General features: G+C 38.7%; 14 protein-coding genes. 8 read left to right on the forward strand and 6 right to left on the reverse strand.

Features of this window, described 5'->3' with window-relative positions:
* The first annotated feature begins 175 nt into the window (after positions 1-175).
* Both I6E82_RS00140 and I6E82_RS00145 read left to right on the forward strand, forming a co-directional pair.
* Positions 176-763 (forward strand): YceI family protein, encoded by a 588-nt coding sequence (locus tag I6E82_RS00140; protein ID WP_197116284.1) that lies wholly within the window; start codon positions 176-178, stop codon positions 761-763.
* Complete coding sequence (locus tag I6E82_RS00145) at positions 760-1278, forward strand: DUF1285 domain-containing protein (protein ID WP_007377273.1); 519 nt, start codon at positions 760-762, stop codon at positions 1276-1278. The genes I6E82_RS00140 and I6E82_RS00145 overlap by 4 nt, the downstream gene beginning before the upstream one ends.
* Positions 1279-1287: 9 nt before the next feature.
* Here the strand turns inward: I6E82_RS00145 and yihA are convergent, their stop codons facing one another.
* Positions 1288-1956, reverse strand: a complete 669-nt coding sequence (gene yihA, locus I6E82_RS00150) for a ribosome biogenesis GTP-binding protein YihA/YsxC (RefSeq protein ID WP_024596954.1) — start codon at positions 1954-1956, stop codon at positions 1288-1290.
* Positions 1957-2237: 281 nt separating this feature from the next.
* Here yihA and I6E82_RS00155 point away from each other — a divergent pair, with 281 nt between their 5' ends.
* From I6E82_RS00155 to I6E82_RS00165, 3 genes are all read left to right on the forward strand, one after another.
* Positions 2238-2870: a c-type cytochrome gene (locus tag I6E82_RS00155; protein ID WP_024589909.1), complete on the forward strand. Its 633-nt coding sequence runs from the start codon at positions 2238-2240 to the stop codon at positions 2868-2870.
* Positions 2871-3622: 752 nt separating this feature from the next.
* A complete protein-coding gene (yihI, locus tag I6E82_RS00160; RefSeq protein WP_007582074.1) occupies positions 3623-4219 on the forward strand; it encodes a Der GTPase-activating protein YihI in 597 nt (198 codons plus the stop codon).
* Positions 4220-4231: 12 nt separating this feature from the next.
* Entirely contained in the window at positions 4232-4747 is a 516-nt protein-coding gene (locus I6E82_RS00165) for a DUF2489 domain-containing protein (protein ID WP_010553820.1), read from the forward strand.
* Positions 4748-4840: 93 nt separating this feature from the next.
* Here the strand turns inward: I6E82_RS00165 and hemN are convergent, their stop codons facing one another.
* The gene (hemN, locus tag I6E82_RS00170) at positions 4841-6214 is read right to left on the reverse strand and encodes an oxygen-independent coproporphyrinogen III oxidase (protein WP_197116285.1); all 1374 of its coding nucleotides are present in this window, start codon (positions 6212-6214) and stop codon (positions 4841-4843) included.
* 124 nt (positions 6215-6338) lie between these two features.
* Positions 6339-6872, reverse strand: coding sequence for a ribosome biogenesis factor YjgA (gene yjgA, locus I6E82_RS00175; protein ID WP_007582068.1), 534 nt, complete (start codon positions 6870-6872; stop codon positions 6339-6341).
* A 144-nt stretch (positions 6873-7016) separates the two neighbouring features.
* Here yjgA and pmbA point away from each other — a divergent pair, with 144 nt between their 5' ends.
* From pmbA to I6E82_RS00190, 3 genes are all read left to right on the forward strand, one after another.
* A complete protein-coding gene (pmbA, locus tag I6E82_RS00180; RefSeq protein ID WP_197116286.1) occupies positions 7017-8366 on the forward strand; it encodes a metalloprotease PmbA in 1350 nt (449 codons plus the stop codon).
* 72 nt (positions 8367-8438) lie between these two features.
* Positions 8439-8924 carry a DUF721 domain-containing protein gene (locus tag I6E82_RS00185; RefSeq protein ID WP_024589904.1) on the forward strand — a complete coding sequence of 162 codons (486 nt, stop codon included), beginning with the start codon at positions 8439-8441 and terminating at the stop codon, positions 8922-8924.
* A gap of 415 nt (positions 8925-9339) precedes the next feature.
* Complete coding sequence (locus I6E82_RS00190) at positions 9340-11415, forward strand: M13 family metallopeptidase (protein WP_165721238.1); 2076 nt, start codon at positions 9340-9342, stop codon at positions 11413-11415.
* A gap of 288 nt (positions 11416-11703) precedes the next feature.
* On the opposite strand, the gene I6E82_RS00195 is transcribed toward I6E82_RS00190, so the two are convergent.
* From I6E82_RS00195 to secA, 3 genes are all read right to left on the reverse strand, one after another.
* Positions 11704-12771, reverse strand: coding sequence for a phosphotransferase enzyme family protein (locus I6E82_RS00195; RefSeq protein ID WP_197116287.1), 1068 nt, complete (start codon positions 12769-12771; stop codon positions 11704-11706).
* Positions 12772-12794: 23 nt separating this feature from the next.
* Positions 12795-13193, reverse strand: a complete 399-nt coding sequence (gene mutT, locus I6E82_RS00200; protein ID WP_010553815.1) for an 8-oxo-dGTP diphosphatase MutT — start codon at positions 13191-13193, stop codon at positions 12795-12797.
* Positions 13194-13261: 68 nt separating this feature from the next.
* A complete protein-coding gene (secA, locus tag I6E82_RS00205) occupies positions 13262-15976 on the reverse strand; it encodes a preprotein translocase subunit SecA (protein WP_197116288.1) in 2715 nt (904 codons plus the stop codon).
* Positions 15977-16344: the final 368 nt, after the last annotated feature.

Genomic DNA, 16344 nt, shown 5'->3' on the forward strand with positions numbered 1-16344 from the left:
TTTGGTGGGCCGTTTTTTGTTTTACGCCTGAAAATCCTATCTAATTAACTCTTTATTGCGCTATACCAATTGTATTATTCATTCGTCATTTCGAGGTGGTTTGGGTACATCGCAGGTGATACCATCGAAGTGATATTATTTTTATTCTTTTCATTTTATTACTAAGGAGTGCGTTATGTTTAAAGCATTAGCTATTGCAGGTTTTTCTTTATCAAGTTTAGTTATTTCTAATGTTGCTCAGGCGAATTGGCAGCTAGTGAATGATAAAAGCCAACTAAGCTTTGTTTCAATTAAAAAAGATTCGATTGCTGAAGCTCACCATTTTACTAACCTTGAAGGTATGCTTTCTGATAAAGGCGAGTTTAGCGTTAATGTTGATTTAACATCAGCTGAAACTCTAATTCCTATTCGTAATGAGCGTTTAACGACATTTTTATTCGAAGCGGCTAAATTTCCAAATGCTGTTTTAACTGCAAATTTAACTAAAGAACTGAGCAATATTAAAAAGCCTGGCCAATATGTACTGAAGGGTATTAAAGCTGAGCTTGATTTTCACGGTAATAAAAAGGCATTGGCAATTGATGTACTCGTTAACAGCACGCAAAGTGGTGATTTAACGGTATCATCATTAACACCTATTATTATTAATAGTGATGATTTTGGTGTAACTGAAGGCGTTAAAAAGCTGCAAGAGCTAGCGGGCTTACCTTCAATTGCAACAGCAGTGCCTGTTACATTTGCAATTACACTTAAAAAACAGTGATTTCTTTAAGTGAGCTTAGCAAGCAATTAAGCGAGCCAAGCAAGCCTTTTGATAGTTGGCAGCCTAATCATTGTGGTGAACTGCCAATTGTCATTAATCATGAGGGGAAATGGTTTTACGATGGCAGCGAAATAACACGCCCAGCCATGGTGAAGCTGTTTGCTTCTGTTCTATGTAAAGAAGGTGAGCAATTTTATTTAAAAACACCTGTCGAAAAAATAACAATAACGGTTGATGATGCGCCGTTTATTATTGTTGATTGGCGTTTTGAAAATACAGTGCAAGGGCAGGTGTTGTGTTGTATTGATAATTTAGCTAGGCAGTGGTTGGTGAGCGCTCAGCAGCCTTTAGTTATAAAGGATTATAAAGGGTCAAAAGTGCCTTATCTAAAGCTACCTTATGGCTGTAGTGCGCGTGTTGCGCGAAGCGTATTTTATCAGTGGGCTGAAAAAGCCGAGTCTGATAAGCTCGGCTATTTTATTAAATCTGCAGGAAAGCAGTTTTATTTATCGTAACGCCAGCGTTTAAGCCTCTGGGTTAGTTTCGTCTGTGATTGTTTCATCGGTAGGTGGTACAGCAATAATAGGACCTAAAAACCATTCATCTAGTTTTTTAGCTACTTCTGGTAAACCCGTGCCTTTTAATGATGAAAATGCATGAACTGTAATATCCCCATCAAGCGTGCTTAATTCACGACGAACTTGCAGTACTTGTGATTTACGAGGGCCTTGCTTTAATTTATCGGCTTTAGTTAATAGTGCCAATACTGGAATTTCACTACCAATAGCCCAATTAATTAAATCGCGGTCTAAATCTTTTAATGGATGACGAATATCCATTAAAATAACAATACCTTTTAAGCTTTGACGCTTTTGTAGGTATTCGCCTAGCGATTTTTGCCATTTCTTTTTCATTTCGATTGGTACTTTAGCAAAACCATAGCCTGGTAAATCGATAAGGCGCATATCGTCAACATCAGCTAAATCGAATGTATTGATTAGCTGAGTACGTCCAGGTGTTTTACTTGTACGTGCTAGCTTCTGATCGGTTAATGCATTTAATGCACTCGACTTACCTGCGTTGGAACGACCGGCAAACGCAACTTCAATTCCCGTATCAGCAGGTAATTTAGTAATGTCGGGAGCGCTTGTTACGAAAGACGCAGTATTATATTTGATACGAGATTTGAGCACAGGCTCTCCTAAAACTTAAATAAATAACGTTGAGTAAACCAAATTCACTCAGGGCGCGTATTTTATACTATAAAGGATGTATTAAAAAGCGTATTTAACCACCTAAAAACAGCACCTATGGTACATTTAAAACATGTTAAAGCTTAATCTAAGTCAAAACCCTGTAAATTATAAGCTTAATATGTGTAGAAAACGTGCCAGAGAATTTATTATCGTGTAGAATATATGTATTACAGCATCACGATTGTAGATGATACAGGGTCGGAAACAGAGAATTCACCATGAAAAAAATAGCACTATCTTTAACAATATTGCTTGGTGCGTTGTCAGCAAGCAACGCAACAGCATTTGATGGCGATGTAAACGCAGGTAAAGAAAAATCAGCAACGTGTGCGGCTTGTCACGGCCCAGACGGTAATGCGCCGGTTAATATTTACCCTAAAATTGCAGGTCAACATCCAGATTATATCCTTAAGCAACTTCAGGATTTAAAATTAGGTATGACATCAGGCGGCAAAGAAGGGCGTATGGATCCAGTAATGAGCGCTATGGCTATGCCACTTAGCGAGCAAGACATGAAAGATCTAGCTGCTTATTTTTCTTCAATGAACATGTCTGAAGGTGCTACACCTAAAGATGTTGTTGAAGTTGGCGAGATGCTTTTTAAAGCAGGCGATGCAGAACGTGGAATTCCATCATGTGCAGCATGTCATGGCCCACGTGGTAATGGCTCGTCACTTGCTAAGTTTCCAAAAATTTCTTTTCAGCATCCAGGATATATCAAGGCTCAACTTGAAAAGTTCCGTGATGGTACTCGTCATAATGACTTAAATGGCATGATGGGCGATATTGCAAAAAAATTAACAGATAAAGACATCGAAGTACTTTCTCAGTATTTAGGTGGCTTACACTAAAGTCGTATTTATTTAGCAGTTAATAATAAATAAACTACAATGTGTTAAAAAAAGCAGCCTAGGCTGCTTTTTTTGTGTCAAAAATTAACGATATCGTCCGTTTTAATGTAAGACATTGACCATGTCTGGTTGTAAGAAAAGTCTTCTTTTTATTTTTGATTATTGATTAACTTATTGTAATTTATGTTTATTTTTATATCTCAATGTAATAAATATAATAAAAGTTATATAAACCAGTTGTAACAAAATCATTAACGAGTAAATTAACCACTGTCGCAAAACAACAATAACAAAACGGAAATAACTATCAAGGAAAGTAACGCGGCATGACTACATAGCATAAGATTAGTGCTACTAAAGGAAATAATAAAAAAGTGTCAGGATGACCGAAAATAATAAAAAACTCATGGAAGTTTAATAATAAAAACAAAATGGAATGTAACAAGGAACGTAAAAATAATAACAATACGGACTGATAATAATAAAAATAATAAAGACTAAAAAAAGTCGAAGGGAGAAGTGTCCAGATAATGGCGCTCAGATTAGCAGGCGGTAGAGATGTTTTCTCTACCGCCTTTTTATTTGTCCTGTTACAATACCCACCGTTTTAAATTGGCGATTAATTAGCTAAGGCGCTTTTAAATGAGAGACCCAACCTCTAAGCGCAAACTGAATTCTTCTGGCTAGGCCAGCACTGCGATGCCCATTAATTTGCGCTTCGCTCAAAACCTCTTAAGTGAGATGATCAAGATATGAGTAGAACTAAAAAGTCACGCAAAAGCCCAGCAAACGGACCTGTTCGTTTAAGCCAAGATAAGCTTAAAGAAATGCGCGCATTAAAAGAGCAGCGAGTTAAAAAAACCAAAGGTGCTAAGCCAGGTTCTCGTAACGCGCCAGATTTACTAGATAGCGAAAGCCATAATGCTGGTCACGCGCCGAAAGATAAGCGTGTAGGCAGTAAAAAGCCGGTACCATTAATTGCAACTGCGCCTGAGCCTAAAGTTGAAATGAAACGCAACTTAAAGCCAACTATTGAGCTGAAAAAGGTAATCGAGCCTGAATTTACACCTGAACAAGAGCTAGAAGCACTTGAGAATGACGAGCGTTTACTTAAACTAGTAGAGCGTCATGAAGAAGGTGAAATGCTAACTGGTAAAGATGCTAAGTACTTTAATAGCCGTATTGCTCGCCATCAGGCGTTATGTGAAATTCTTGGTATTGAAGACGAGGATGAAGACGAATTTGAAGATGACCTTGAAGATGATATTGAAAGCAAAGGCAATTCTGATTTCGATCAATACTTATCTGACGATTTAGCCAACGAATGGTTAGATGAAGACGACAAATAGTAAGGATAAATAATGAGTACCGCGGTAATTTTAGCCTTACTTTTAGGCGCTGCTATAATAGTTGGTCTGGCATTTTATGCGGGTCAGTTGCTGTATAAGTTAAATGCGCAAAAAAAGTTAATTGCTAAAACGCAGGCTGAACAAAAGCAAAAGCTTGAGAAGTCGCGTTTAAAGCGAAATGCCAAACTAGCCGATAGTATTCATTTAATTGCGCGTGCAATGAATGAAGAGCAGTGTGAGTTTTCTGAAGGCTGTTTACGTATTTGGGTACTTATGTCTCAATATGGCTTTGAGAGCGAGCGTGATTTAACGACACAATATCCTGGCATTTATAAAATGTACCAGGTAGTTAAAGAAATGCCGACACACGATGCACGTAAAAAATATGCTAAAAAAGAAATTTTTAAGCTAGATAAAGCTCGCTGGCAAGCTGAAGAAACACTTAAAGATGAAGTTAAAGCCGATTGCGCTAAAATTATCATCGAGTTTAAAGCCGCTCCTGGCAGCGATAAAGTAGTTTTTAACTAGCTTTAGTTTTTCGAGTACTCAAAAAAAGCAGACCTTGGTCTGCTTTTTTTATGCGTAAAAATTTTCATACAAATTGCATTAAATTAGTATCAGTTAAATCACTCGTGAAAAACGCGTCGCATTTATTTGTTTTTGTAAATGAGCGTCAAAGCACATGCAAATAATACGAATGAATAAGTTGCCGCGTGGCGTTACGCTAATTTTATTATCATTTATAGTGACTAGTTCATCTTTTATAAGTGGCGTAAGCGCAATTAACGCATCCTCAAAGTAGTCATTAAATATAAGCGCATGCTTTTCGCTAAAGTCTTGTATATCTAATTCAAACTGGCAAATGAGCTGCTTAATTGCATCAGCACGAATTACATCATCATGCGTTAAGTGCATACCTTTATTAAGAGCACAGCCGTTTTGTGTTTCTACGCTGTGGTAATAATGTTTTAATTCTTTTTGATTTTGTAAAATGGCAGTGCCAATTTGTGAAATTGATGACACGCCTAAGCCTAATAAATCACAATTTCCATGGGTTGTATAACCTTGAAAATTACGATGTAACTTGCCTTCATTTTGCGCAATAGCTAGTTCGTTATCGTTTTTTGCAAAGTGGTCCATACCAATAAATTGATAGCCTGCTTGCGTCATCTGCTCCAGCGTGTTTTTAAACATAGTGAGTTTATTATGTGCACTGGGTAAATCTGCATCTTTAATCTTACGCTGTGCGGCAAAGCGCTCTGGTAAATGCGCGTAGTTAAACACCGATACTCGGTCAGGGCTTAACTTAATAAGTTGCTCTATAGTTTGCTTAAAGCTCTCTGGCGTTTGCAGAGGAAGCCCGTAAATCATATCTGCATTAATAGATTGAAATCCCAGCTCGCGAGCTTGTGTAATTAATTGCTTAACCGTATCTGCATTTTGCGGGCGATTAACAGCAAGTTGCACGTCGTCGTTAAAGTCTTGAATCCCAAATGAGACACGGTTAAAGCCAAGCATTCTTAAATCAACAAGCATATTATCGGCAAGTGAGCGAGGGTCTATTTCAATGCCGCGCTCTGTTGTGCTTGTAAAATTAAAGTGCTGCTCTAAAAGCTTAATTAGACGAGTCATTTGTTTTGCGGTTAAAAAGGTGGGAGTACCGCCACCTAAATGTAATTGCTCAACCGTGTAGTTTTTAAATAAATGAGCTTGGGCAGTAATTTCTTTTGCTAAAAAGTCGAGATACGTATCGGCCTTAGATTGATGGCGGGTAATTATTTTATTACAGCCACAGTAGTAGCAAAGCTGACTACAAAACGGAATATGAATATATAAAGAGAGTGAACGACTCGTTGATGATTCTACAGCGCTTAGTAGGTCTTGTTGTTGATACCCATCACGCAGTGATAGAGCTGTGGGATACGAGGTATAACGGGGGCCAGACACATTATATTTGTTTATTAGGGTTTGATCCCATTGTGGAAGTTTAATCATCACGCGCACCTAAGTATTTATTTAGGGGGTGATTATAAAAAAGTACGCAGTGAGGCGGTTTGATCTATAACAAAAAAGGTGCCGAAGCACCTTTTTTAATAAAATATCAATTAATGCGGTCTAATTAATACGTAACAGTATGGGCATCTTTGAGATATTGAAATAACTCTTTATAACCTTTACCCGGCTTTTCAGCTTTCGCTTCTTTCGCCGCATTACGAACCAATTGACGCATTTGCTGACGATCAAGAGACGGAAACTGTTCAATAGTCTCATTGATAAGGTCATCACCTTGTTCAATTAGGTCTGAACGTAATTGCTCAATTTTTTTGACCAATACTTCAGCTTGGTTATTTTTATTAAGCATTACATCGATAATCGCTCTAATAGCGTCAATGTTTTCTACAGTACGCAACGTTTTAGCGATGTAGTTTAAGTGACGGCGGTACGCGTCACTTTTATTACTTATTTTATCAGCAACAACCATTGCCGCTTTTAAATCGTCATTTAATGGCAGGCGTTCGCGCTGTTTTTTACCCATTTTGGCAATTTCAGTACCTAACTGATGAAACTCTTGCGCTTCACGCTTAAGTTCCGTTCTTGATACATATTCAATTTCTTCTTCAATTTCAGCAGGCTTGCCTTTTTTCTTTGCCATGGGGTGCTCTTAAATAAAAATAACTTTTGCCATTATACATGAATATGATACTTAGGAATATTAGCTGATGTGATGCATTGAGTGTGTTAGCATTTAAATATAAGAAATGCGTGCATTATGCCTCTAAGGCTCAGGACTTAATTTATGAAAAGCCAACAAAACGATCCAATTTATTCTCAAATATCGCAAGTTAAAGATGGGGTAGCAGAAGTACTCGAACATGCTAAAAAATTAGGCGCTACAGCTGCAGAAGCTGCCATGTCTAGCACGTCTGGTTTATCGGTTAGTACACGAATGGGTGAAGTAGAAACCATTGAGTTTAACCAGGACGGCGGCTTAGGCATTAGTGTATACGTTGGTAATAATAAAGGTTCGGCGTCAACCGCTGATTTAAATCCAAAAACATTGCGCATGGTAGTCGAAAAAGCGATTGATATAGCCAAATTTACATCGGATGACCCATTTAACGGCGTTGCTGATAAAGAATTGCTTGAATTCAATCCTAAAGATTTAGATTTATACCATCCTTGGGATGTAAGCCCTGAAGAAGGTATTGAGCTTTGTCATGCTGCTGAGCAAGCTGCACTAAATGCAGATGAGCGTATTGTTAACTCTGATGGTGCGAGTTTTTCATCTCACCAAGGATTACGTGTTTATGGCAACAGCCATGGTTTGATAACGGGCTTTCCACGCACTCGTCATAGCATTAGCACTATGGTAATAGGTCAAGATGGCGAGCAGATGCAACGCGACTCTGCTTATACTGTTGCACGCGACCAAGCGGGTTTAAATGACGCAGCGGCAGTTGGGCTTGAAGCAGCAGCTGAAACATTGGCTAAATTAAATAGCCAAAAGTTAGGCACAATAAAAGTGCCTGTTATTTTTAGAGCCGATATTGCAAATTCATTGTTTGGTCACTTAGTGTCGGCAATTGGTGGTGGTGCGCTTTATCGTAAATCAAGTTTTTTACTTGATAGCTTAGGCACACAAGTATTTAGTAATTGTGTGAATATTGCCGAGCGCCCACATATTTTAAAAGGGTTGGCGTCGTCACCGTTTGATAGCGAAGGTGTTAAAACATTCGATAGGGAAATTATTCAAGGCGGCGAGCTACAAACTTATTTATTAGCAAGTTATGCCGCGCGTAAAATGAATATGACCCCAACAGGGCATGCTGGCGGTATACATAACTGGCTTGTTGAGCAAACTCATAACGATTTAACTGCACTATTAAAAACGATGGGCACCGGCTTATTAGTTACAGAGCTAATGGGGCAGGGCGTAAATACCGTAACGGGTGATTACTCTCGTGGTGCTGCTGGTTTTTGGGTTGAAAATGGTGAAATCCAATATCCTGTAAGCGAAATTACCATTGCTGGTAATTTAAAAGATATGTTTAAAGGCATATCTGCTATTGGTGGTGACATCGAACGCCGTGGTGGTATTCAAACAGGCTCAGTATTAATAGAGCAAATGCAAATAGCCGGCGCGTAGTATTAATACGCAGTGTATACTTAGACCTAGAGTATTATCTCTGGGTCTAAGTGAGCTTTTACGAGGTGTAAAATGGCTAAAGATAGATATGCACCAAAACCGCTAACCGATATTATGGCGGGGTTAAATAATCGTTTATCGGCTTATGCAGGTAAAAGCCAAGCACTTGATACACAGCAAACCCTATTAAAAGATTTTTTAGGCCCTAAGTTGGGTGATAAATGCCGAGTCAGCAATTACCGAGACGGTACGCTAATGATAGAGGCGGTATCTGCACCTATCGCGCTTAGGCTTAATTATTTAAAAATGGATATGCTTTCACATTTTAGAGCTGCCGGAATGGCAGAGCTCGGGCAAATAAAAATAACTGCAAATCCTCAAGCAACTCAGAGATTAAGTACAGCGAATAAGTCGGGCAGTCCTGCAGTTACCAACTCACGTAAAATGAGTGAGCAAACAGCTGATTACTTAAACGCGATAGCATCTTCTGCACCCCCTTCTTTAAAAGAAAAACTAGAGCGTTTAGCGCTTCACGGAAAAAATAAAAGTAAGTCTTAACTACCCACCATCTTGTTATTGGTGGGGCTAATTTGGCAGCTCACCGCATTCAAAATACTTTGTTACATATTCCATTTTATTGTTGGCTTAATGAGGTTTATGATACTGCGTGGGCTTTATATTGATCGAAAGCTCTTTGATACCCATTCCATTAAGTAAAAGCGTGTAGGCAGTGCTATTTTTACTCCTGCTATATTCAAGAATTTAATGGAGTTGGTATGTGATACCAACCTGCATAAGTCTTTGATCAATTTAACGAATTAAATTGCACTATAACGTCGTTAAAAATTTTTTATTTAGAGCAACTAGATACAAAAACTTTTGCCTGGTTCTAGCGTAATTTTCTTAACGTTAAATAGACCCCATATATAAGCAGATTGGTATGATTCAATTCTAACTAACAAACGGAATAATTATGAATAAAGTAACAATGGCTGCTGCAAGTATCGCACTTGCGCTTGGCTTGGTAGGTTGTGGTGAAAAACAACAAGAAACAAAAGTAACCGACACTCCAGTAGTAACAGCACCCGCTGAAAAACCACTAGAGCTTGGTATTGAATTAGCTAATATGGATAGTTCAGTACGCGCACAAGACGATTTTTACTACCATGTAAATGGTCAGTGGTTAGCTAAAACTGAAATACCAGGTGATAAATCTAACTACGGTTCTTTTTCGCAGTTATATGATGAGTCGCAAAAAGCGATGAAAATAGCCCTTGAAAGTGCAGCCGCAAACAAAGCCGCTAAAAAAGGCAGTGATGAGTACAAAATTGGTGCATTTTATAAAAGCTATATGAATAAAGATGCGCGTAATGAGCTAGGTATTACGCCATTACAACCGTCATTAGATACAATTGATAGCGTTAAATCTAAAGCTGATTTAGTGGGTTTAATGGCTAAAATTCAAAAACAAGGCGGTACTTTACCGTTTGGTTGGTTTGTAAATAACGATGCTAAAAACTCAAGTGAGTATGCATTGTATTTATCTCAGTCGGGTCTTGGTTTACCAGATCGTGACTATTACTTAAAAGATGACGAAAAATTCACTAAAATTCGCGCTTCTTACGAGCAATACATCACTGATGTTTTAGCAAAGTCAGGCGTTAAGGATGCGGCAGAAGCAGCTAAGAGCGTACTTGCATTTGAAAAAACACTAGCTGATGCTCAGTGGAGCCGTGTGCAAAGCCGTGATGCAACTAAATCTTATAATAAGATGACAGTAGCAGATGCAAGCAAGTTGATGGGTGACCTTGATTTAGCTGCATTCTTTAAAGATGCAGGCGTGAGTGCAAGTGACATTATTGTACGTCAACCAAGCTACTTAGAAGCACTTGCTACTATTTACAAAGACACTGATTTAGCGACGTGGAAAAACTACTTAAAATTTCATTTTGTAAGTGGTTATGCAGAACTACTTAGTGAAGATTTAGTTAACCTTAACTTTGACTTTTACAGCACAACACTTCGTGGCGTAGAAGAACAAGCACCTCTTTGGAAACAAGCGGTTGATGCATCTAACAGTGTACTTGGTGAAATTTTAGGTAAGGTATACGTTAAAGATAACTTCCCGCCAGAAGCTAAAGCACGCATGGAAGAGCTAGTTGATAACGTAATTAAAGGTTATGGCGTTGCTATTGAAAATCTTGAGTGGATGAGCCCTGAAACAAAGCTTGCAGCGAAAGAAAAACTAGACAAATTTACGCCTAAAATTGGTTACCCAGACACGTGGAAAGATTACTCTGAGCTAGATATTAACTCAGATGAGCTAGTAGGCAATTACATTCGTTATAGCGAATGGGCGTACGCAGACATGATTGCTAAATTGGGTAAACCAGTTGATCGCTCTGAGTGGCACATGACTCCGCAAACAGTAAATGCGTATTACAATCCAGTAAACAACGAAATTGTATTTCCAGCAGCTATTTTACAACCGCCATTCTTTAATTTAGAAGCGGATGATGCTGTAAACTACGGCGCAATTGGTGCAGTAATTGGGCATGAGCTTGGTCATGGTTTTGACGACCAAGGTGCTAAATACGACGGTGATGGCAACTTACGTAACTGGTGGAGTGAGACTGACCTTAAGCAATTTGAAGAGCGTACAGCGGCTCTAGTTGCACAGTATAACGAATATAAACCGTTTGAAGATGCAAGTGTTAATGGCGAGCTAACGCTTGGCGAAAACATTGGTGACTTAGGTGGCTTAACGGTTGCGCATAAAGCGTATATGCTGTCTTTAGGTGATAAAAAATCACCAGTGATTGATGGTTACACAGGCGATCAACGCTTCTTTATGGGTTGGTCACAAATTTGGCGTCGTAACTATCGCGATGAAGAGTTACGTAATCGTTTATTAACAGACCCTCATTCACCAAGTCACTACCGTGTAATCGGTATCTTGTCGAATATGCCTGAGTTTTACGAAGCGTTTGACGTAAAAGAAGGTGATAAAATGTATATCAAACCAGAAGATCGCGTAAAAATTTGGTAATTTACTAAATAGACTGATTTAAAGTTAACAAAAAACCAGTAAGTTTTTAGCTTACTGGTTTTTTTGTATCTTGAATTTGTAAATAACCTGAACTATGGATAATAAAACTATCTCAAGCAGCTATTTTCAGCGCTAACTGCGTTGAATTTACTTGCAATAGGCCAGCTATTGACGCGTAAATTCGCCTTGTTTTCACTAAAAATCTCTGGCTAGAGAAAATAAATTTAAATATCACCATGATTCAATACGTTAATAAATCTCTTAACCAGAGTTCAGGTTAAATAAGCTTTAGCTCATTAAGCATTGGTGCATCCATTTTTCGTTACTGAGTATGTTTTTATAAAGCGCGAGTTGGTTTTGTGCTCGCTCTAAATTATGCTCTGCATGAGCCACTTTAAAGTACACATCGTTATTTAAGTAATCAGTTAAAAAGCGCACACTTAACATGAGCGGCATTATTTTAGCGCCTAACAGCAGGCTTTCTTGTTCTTTTGTACTCATGCTACTTTTTAATGGCGTCACATAGCCTTTAACAATGGCTGAAAATATATCTTTTCGAATAATAACGTTGTGTAAGTTTGTTGAATCCTCGGCTTCGGGGGAGCAGAAAGTGCGTACCATGTCGCCAAAATCATAAAGCCTAAATCCCGCCATGCAGGTATCTAAATCAATCACTGCTTTTGCTTTGTGAGTTGCACTACAAAACAGCATATTATTTATTTTTGTATCGTTATGACACACTCTAAGTGGTATCTGCTTAGCTATACTATTAAGCTCGGTGATTAAATGTTGCTGCGATAAGCAATATTCTATTTCGTCAGCGCAGTGCTTTACTCTATTTACAGAGTTATTTGTGATTGCGGTATTTAATTGCTCAAAGCGCATCGCTAAGTTATGAAAATCAGGAATTACAGTATGTAGTTGTTGTGTATCAAAATCTTGTAATGCATGAGCAAACACGCCAAAGGCGTAAGCCGCTTGCTCGCTCTGTTGCGCATTTTTAACAACGTCTTCGCTGTAACTGTCACTAATATAGCTAAGGACGCGATAATGCGCGCTATCAATTTCTATTAAGTGTTCGTTGTTTTGTATGGCTATATGTTTAACTGTTTCAAGGGGGTAGTTGCTTTGTAGTTGTTTGGTATTTAAATGCTGCTCAATTAGCTTTGCATTACTTACTAACTGAGCAGGGTATTTAAATACCTCAGTATTAAGTTTTTGCACAATAAACTGTTTATCAATACACGTAAGTAGCCATGTACTATTTATATGGCCGCTACCAATCACACTAACTTGAGTTAACTCAGGATTTAATGCTAATTGTCCGCTTAACTTATTTTGTATTGAGATGTTCATTGTGCTCACTTGTACCTAGTTTGTTATGCGTATCGGGCTACTATTTTCTCGATAATTTCAGCATTAGCTTCAGGAAAATCATAATTTTCTAATTCACTAATTGCTACCCATTCACTAGGTTGCCCTTCAGCGCCATGTGCTTCACCGCTAAAGTTACTTACTACGTGTACATCTAATTTAACGCATTTATCGCCGTAGTCATGCTCAATCACCATAAGTTGGCTAGAGCTGTGAATCGTTAATCCAACTTCTTCAGTAAGCTCGCGTTTAAGTGCAACAAAAACACTTTCACCTGCTTCTACTTTGCCACCAGGAAATTCCCATAAACCGCCTTGATGTTGTTCATCTGCGCGTTTACAAATGAATATAGCGTTATTTTTCTTAATAACACCAACAGCTACATGTACAATTTCTATAGTCATTACTTTAAAACTCCATAAAAAAAAGCGACGCTAGCGCCGCTTTTTAATAAGCTAATAACAATACTGGGCTATTTTAATTTACCGCAACATTGTTTGAATTTTTGACCTGATTTACAAGGACAAGGGTCATTACGACCTACTTTTGGTTCTGTACGAGCCATTACAGTAGCTGTTTCTGGTGCTGGCGCTTCGCCACCTACTTGCTCAGCTTCTTCATGTTGGTATTCGCGAGGAGCATTTTCACTTTTACGGTGTTGCTCTTCTACTTTTTCAACATCTTCTTCTGCGCGTACTTGTACTTTACTTAGGATGCTTACAACATCTACTTTCAAGTTTTCAAGCATTTCAGAAAACAGCTCAAACGACTCACGCTTATACTCTTGCTTAGGATTCTTTTGCGCGTAACCACGTAAATGAATACCTTGACGTAAGTGATCCATAGCAGCAAGGTGATCTTTCCAATGCTGATCAAGACTTTGTAGCATAATCGCTTTTTCGAATTGACGTAAAACAGAGTCGCCAACTTGCTCTTCTTTTTGCTTGTACGACTGCTCAACCGCCTGCTCAATACGCTCACGAAGTTTTTCTTCGTATAGTTTATTGTCATCTGCTAACCACTGAGTGATTGGCAACTCAAGTAAGAAGTCTTGTTTTAAACGCTCTTCAAGGCCAGGAATATCCCACATTTCAGCAAGGCTTTGTGGTGCAATGTATTGATCAATTACACTAGCAAGAACATCACCACGAATTGCTGTGATAGTCTCTGAAATATCGCCTTCTTCAAGTAGCTCATTACGTTGAGAGTAAACAACGCGACGTTGATCGTTTGCTACATCATCGTACTCAAGCAATTGCTTACGAACATCAAAGTTACGTGCTTCTACTTTACGCTGTGCATTTTCAATCGCACGGTTTACCCATGGATGTTCAATTGCTTCACCGCGTTGCATACCTAGTTTACGCATCATGTTAGTCATGCGTTCACCAGCGAAGATACGCATTAGTGCATCGTCCATCGATAGGTAGAAGCGACTAGAACCGGCGTCACCTTGACGACCAGAACGACCACGTAATTGGTTATCTATACGACGAGATTCGTGACGTTCAGTACCAATGATATGTAAACCGCCAGCATCAATTACCGCATCATGGCGAATTTTCCAAGCTGCTTTAATTTCAGCAATTTGCTCAGCAGTTGGGCTCTCAAGTTTTTCAACTTCACTGTTCCAGTTACCACCTAACACGATATCGGTACCACGACCGGCCATGTTGGTTGCAATTGTTACTGTACCTGGTAGGCCAGCATCTGAAACGATATCTGCTTCTTGCGCATGAAATTTGGCATTAAGTACGTTGTGCTTAATTTTTTCTTTGCGTAAAAACTGCGATAAATACTCAGAGCTTTCAATTGAAATAGTACCTACAAGTACCGGTTGTCCGCGGTCTTGACAGTCTTTAATGTCAATTAAAATTGCTTCGTATTTTTCTTCTTGTGTTAGGTAAACTAAGTCGGCGCGATCATCACGAACCATTGGCTTATTAGTTGGCATAACAACAGTGTCTAGGCCGTAGATAGATTGAAACTCAAAAGCTTCAGTATCGGCAGTACCTGTCATACCTGCTAATGTTTCGTATAAACGGAAGTAGTTTTGGAACGTAATAGATGCAAGTGTTTGGTTTTCGTTCTGAATATTTACACCTTCTTTAGCTTCAACAGCTTGGTGTAAACCTTCTGACCAACGACGACCTTCCATTGAACGACCAGTATGCTCATCGATAATGATTACTTCGTTTTCTTTTACTACGTAATCAACATCTTTTTGGTATAGCTTGTGGGCACGAAGGGCGGCATAAACGTGACTTAGTAGCGTAATGCTTGCTGCTGAGTAAAGCGAATCGCCTTCTTCAATTAAGCCGCGTTCAGTAAGTAGCTCTTCTACTTTAATTTGACCACGTTCTGTTAAATGAACTTGCTTAGACTTTTCATCAATAGTGTAATCGCCGTCGCCTTCAACACCTTCTTCGTCTTCTTTTTCTTGAAGTTCAAGTAAAGGAACGATGGTATTTATTTCAGTGTATAGCTCAGAGCTGTCCTCAGCTGGGCCTGAAATAATAAGCGGAGTACGCGCTTCATCAATTAAGATTGAATCCACTTCATCGACTACGGCATAAAATAATGGACGCTGAACACGTTCATCAATGCTAAAAGCCATATTATCGCGAAGGTAGTCAAAACCAAATTCGTTATTTGTACCGTACGTAATGTCAGCAGTATAAGCTAGCTTCTTCTGCTGTGGCATCATACCCGGTACGTTACAGCCTACAGTAAGGCCTAAAAATTCAAATAACGCACGGTTGGTTTCAGCATCACGTTTAGCAAGGTAGTCATTCACAGTAATTACGTGAACACCTTTGCCTGTTAAGCCGTTTAAATAAGCTGGTAGGGTCGCTGTTAGTGTTTTACCTTCACCGGTACGCATTTCTGCAATGCGACCTTGATGTAAAACCATACCACCTAATAACTGCACGTCGAAATGACGCATGCCATTTACACGCTTTGACGCTTCACGTACCACAGCAAAAGCTTCAGGTAGGATATCGTCAAGGCCTTGTCCGTTATCGTAACGTTCTCTAAACTCAGCTGTTTTAGCTCTTAAATCTTCATCAGAAAGCGCTTCAAGTTGCGTTTCTAGCGCATTGATTAGCGCGACCGTCTTTCTTAAGTTTTTAATAGTGCGGTCATTGCGACTACCAAAAAGCTTGGTAAATAAATTAGATATCATGATAAAACCGTTACAATGTATTCTTTGTCAGCCGAGTATCGGCTAACCCATTTTTAACAATTGGTAATTAATATGTGCTTTTAAATAACACTTAGAACATATTAATTAGCAATATTGTATTAAACCGCTCAAAAAGCACTGTTTATTACGTGCGCTACTATACCAGACTCTGCCAAACAACAAACTATCTCAATAAAAAGATCTGTGTATAAAATCGAAAAATTTGATCTGGTTCGTAAAAATAACTTTGTATTACTCAATTACAGTAAAAATAGTAGCGAACTGTAAAGATATGGTGCTAAATAAATTAAAAACAAGGGTTATAGCTGCGCTTAAGTTTGACGCTTAAACACAGCTATTAAATGAGT

It is taken from the genome of Pseudoalteromonas sp. NZS11, assembly GCF_015864765.1.
GTDB lineage: Bacteria > Pseudomonadota > Gammaproteobacteria > Enterobacterales > Alteromonadaceae > Pseudoalteromonas > Pseudoalteromonas arctica.

Bases quoted from the DNA above. Each gene is read 5' to 3' on its own strand.
- secA (WP_197116288.1), bottom strand. From the start codon at position 15,976: ATGATATCTAATTTATTTACCAAGCTTTTTGGTAGTCGCAATGACCGC.
- I6E82_RS00185 (WP_024589904.1), top strand. From the start codon at position 8,439: ATGGCTAAAGATAGATATGCACCAAAACCGCTAACCGATATTATGGCG.
- yihI (WP_007582074.1), top strand. From the start codon at position 3,623: ATGAGTAGAACTAAAAAGTCACGCAAAAGCCCAGCAAACGGACCTGTT.
- yjgA (WP_007582068.1), bottom strand. From the start codon at position 6,872: ATGGCAAAGAAAAAAGGCAAGCCTGCTGAAATTGAAGAAGAAATTGAA.
- I6E82_RS00155 (WP_024589909.1), top strand. From the start codon at position 2,238: ATGAAAAAAATAGCACTATCTTTAACAATATTGCTTGGTGCGTTGTCA.
- I6E82_RS00140 (WP_197116284.1), top strand. From the start codon at position 176: ATGTTTAAAGCATTAGCTATTGCAGGTTTTTCTTTATCAAGTTTAGTT.
- I6E82_RS00190 (WP_165721238.1), top strand. From the start codon at position 9,340: ATGAATAAAGTAACAATGGCTGCTGCAAGTATCGCACTTGCGCTTGGC.
- I6E82_RS00195 (WP_197116287.1), bottom strand. From the start codon at position 12,771: ATGAACATCTCAATACAAAATAAGTTAAGCGGACAATTAGCATTAAAT.
- mutT (WP_010553815.1), bottom strand. From the start codon at position 13,193: ATGACTATAGAAATTGTACATGTAGCTGTTGGTGTTATTAAGAAAAAT.
- I6E82_RS00165 (WP_010553820.1), top strand. From the start codon at position 4,232: ATGAGTACCGCGGTAATTTTAGCCTTACTTTTAGGCGCTGCTATAATA.
- pmbA (WP_197116286.1), top strand. From the start codon at position 7,017: ATGAAAAGCCAACAAAACGATCCAATTTATTCTCAAATATCGCAAGTT.
- hemN (WP_197116285.1), bottom strand. From the start codon at position 6,214: ATGATTAAACTTCCACAATGGGATCAAACCCTAATAAACAAATATAAT.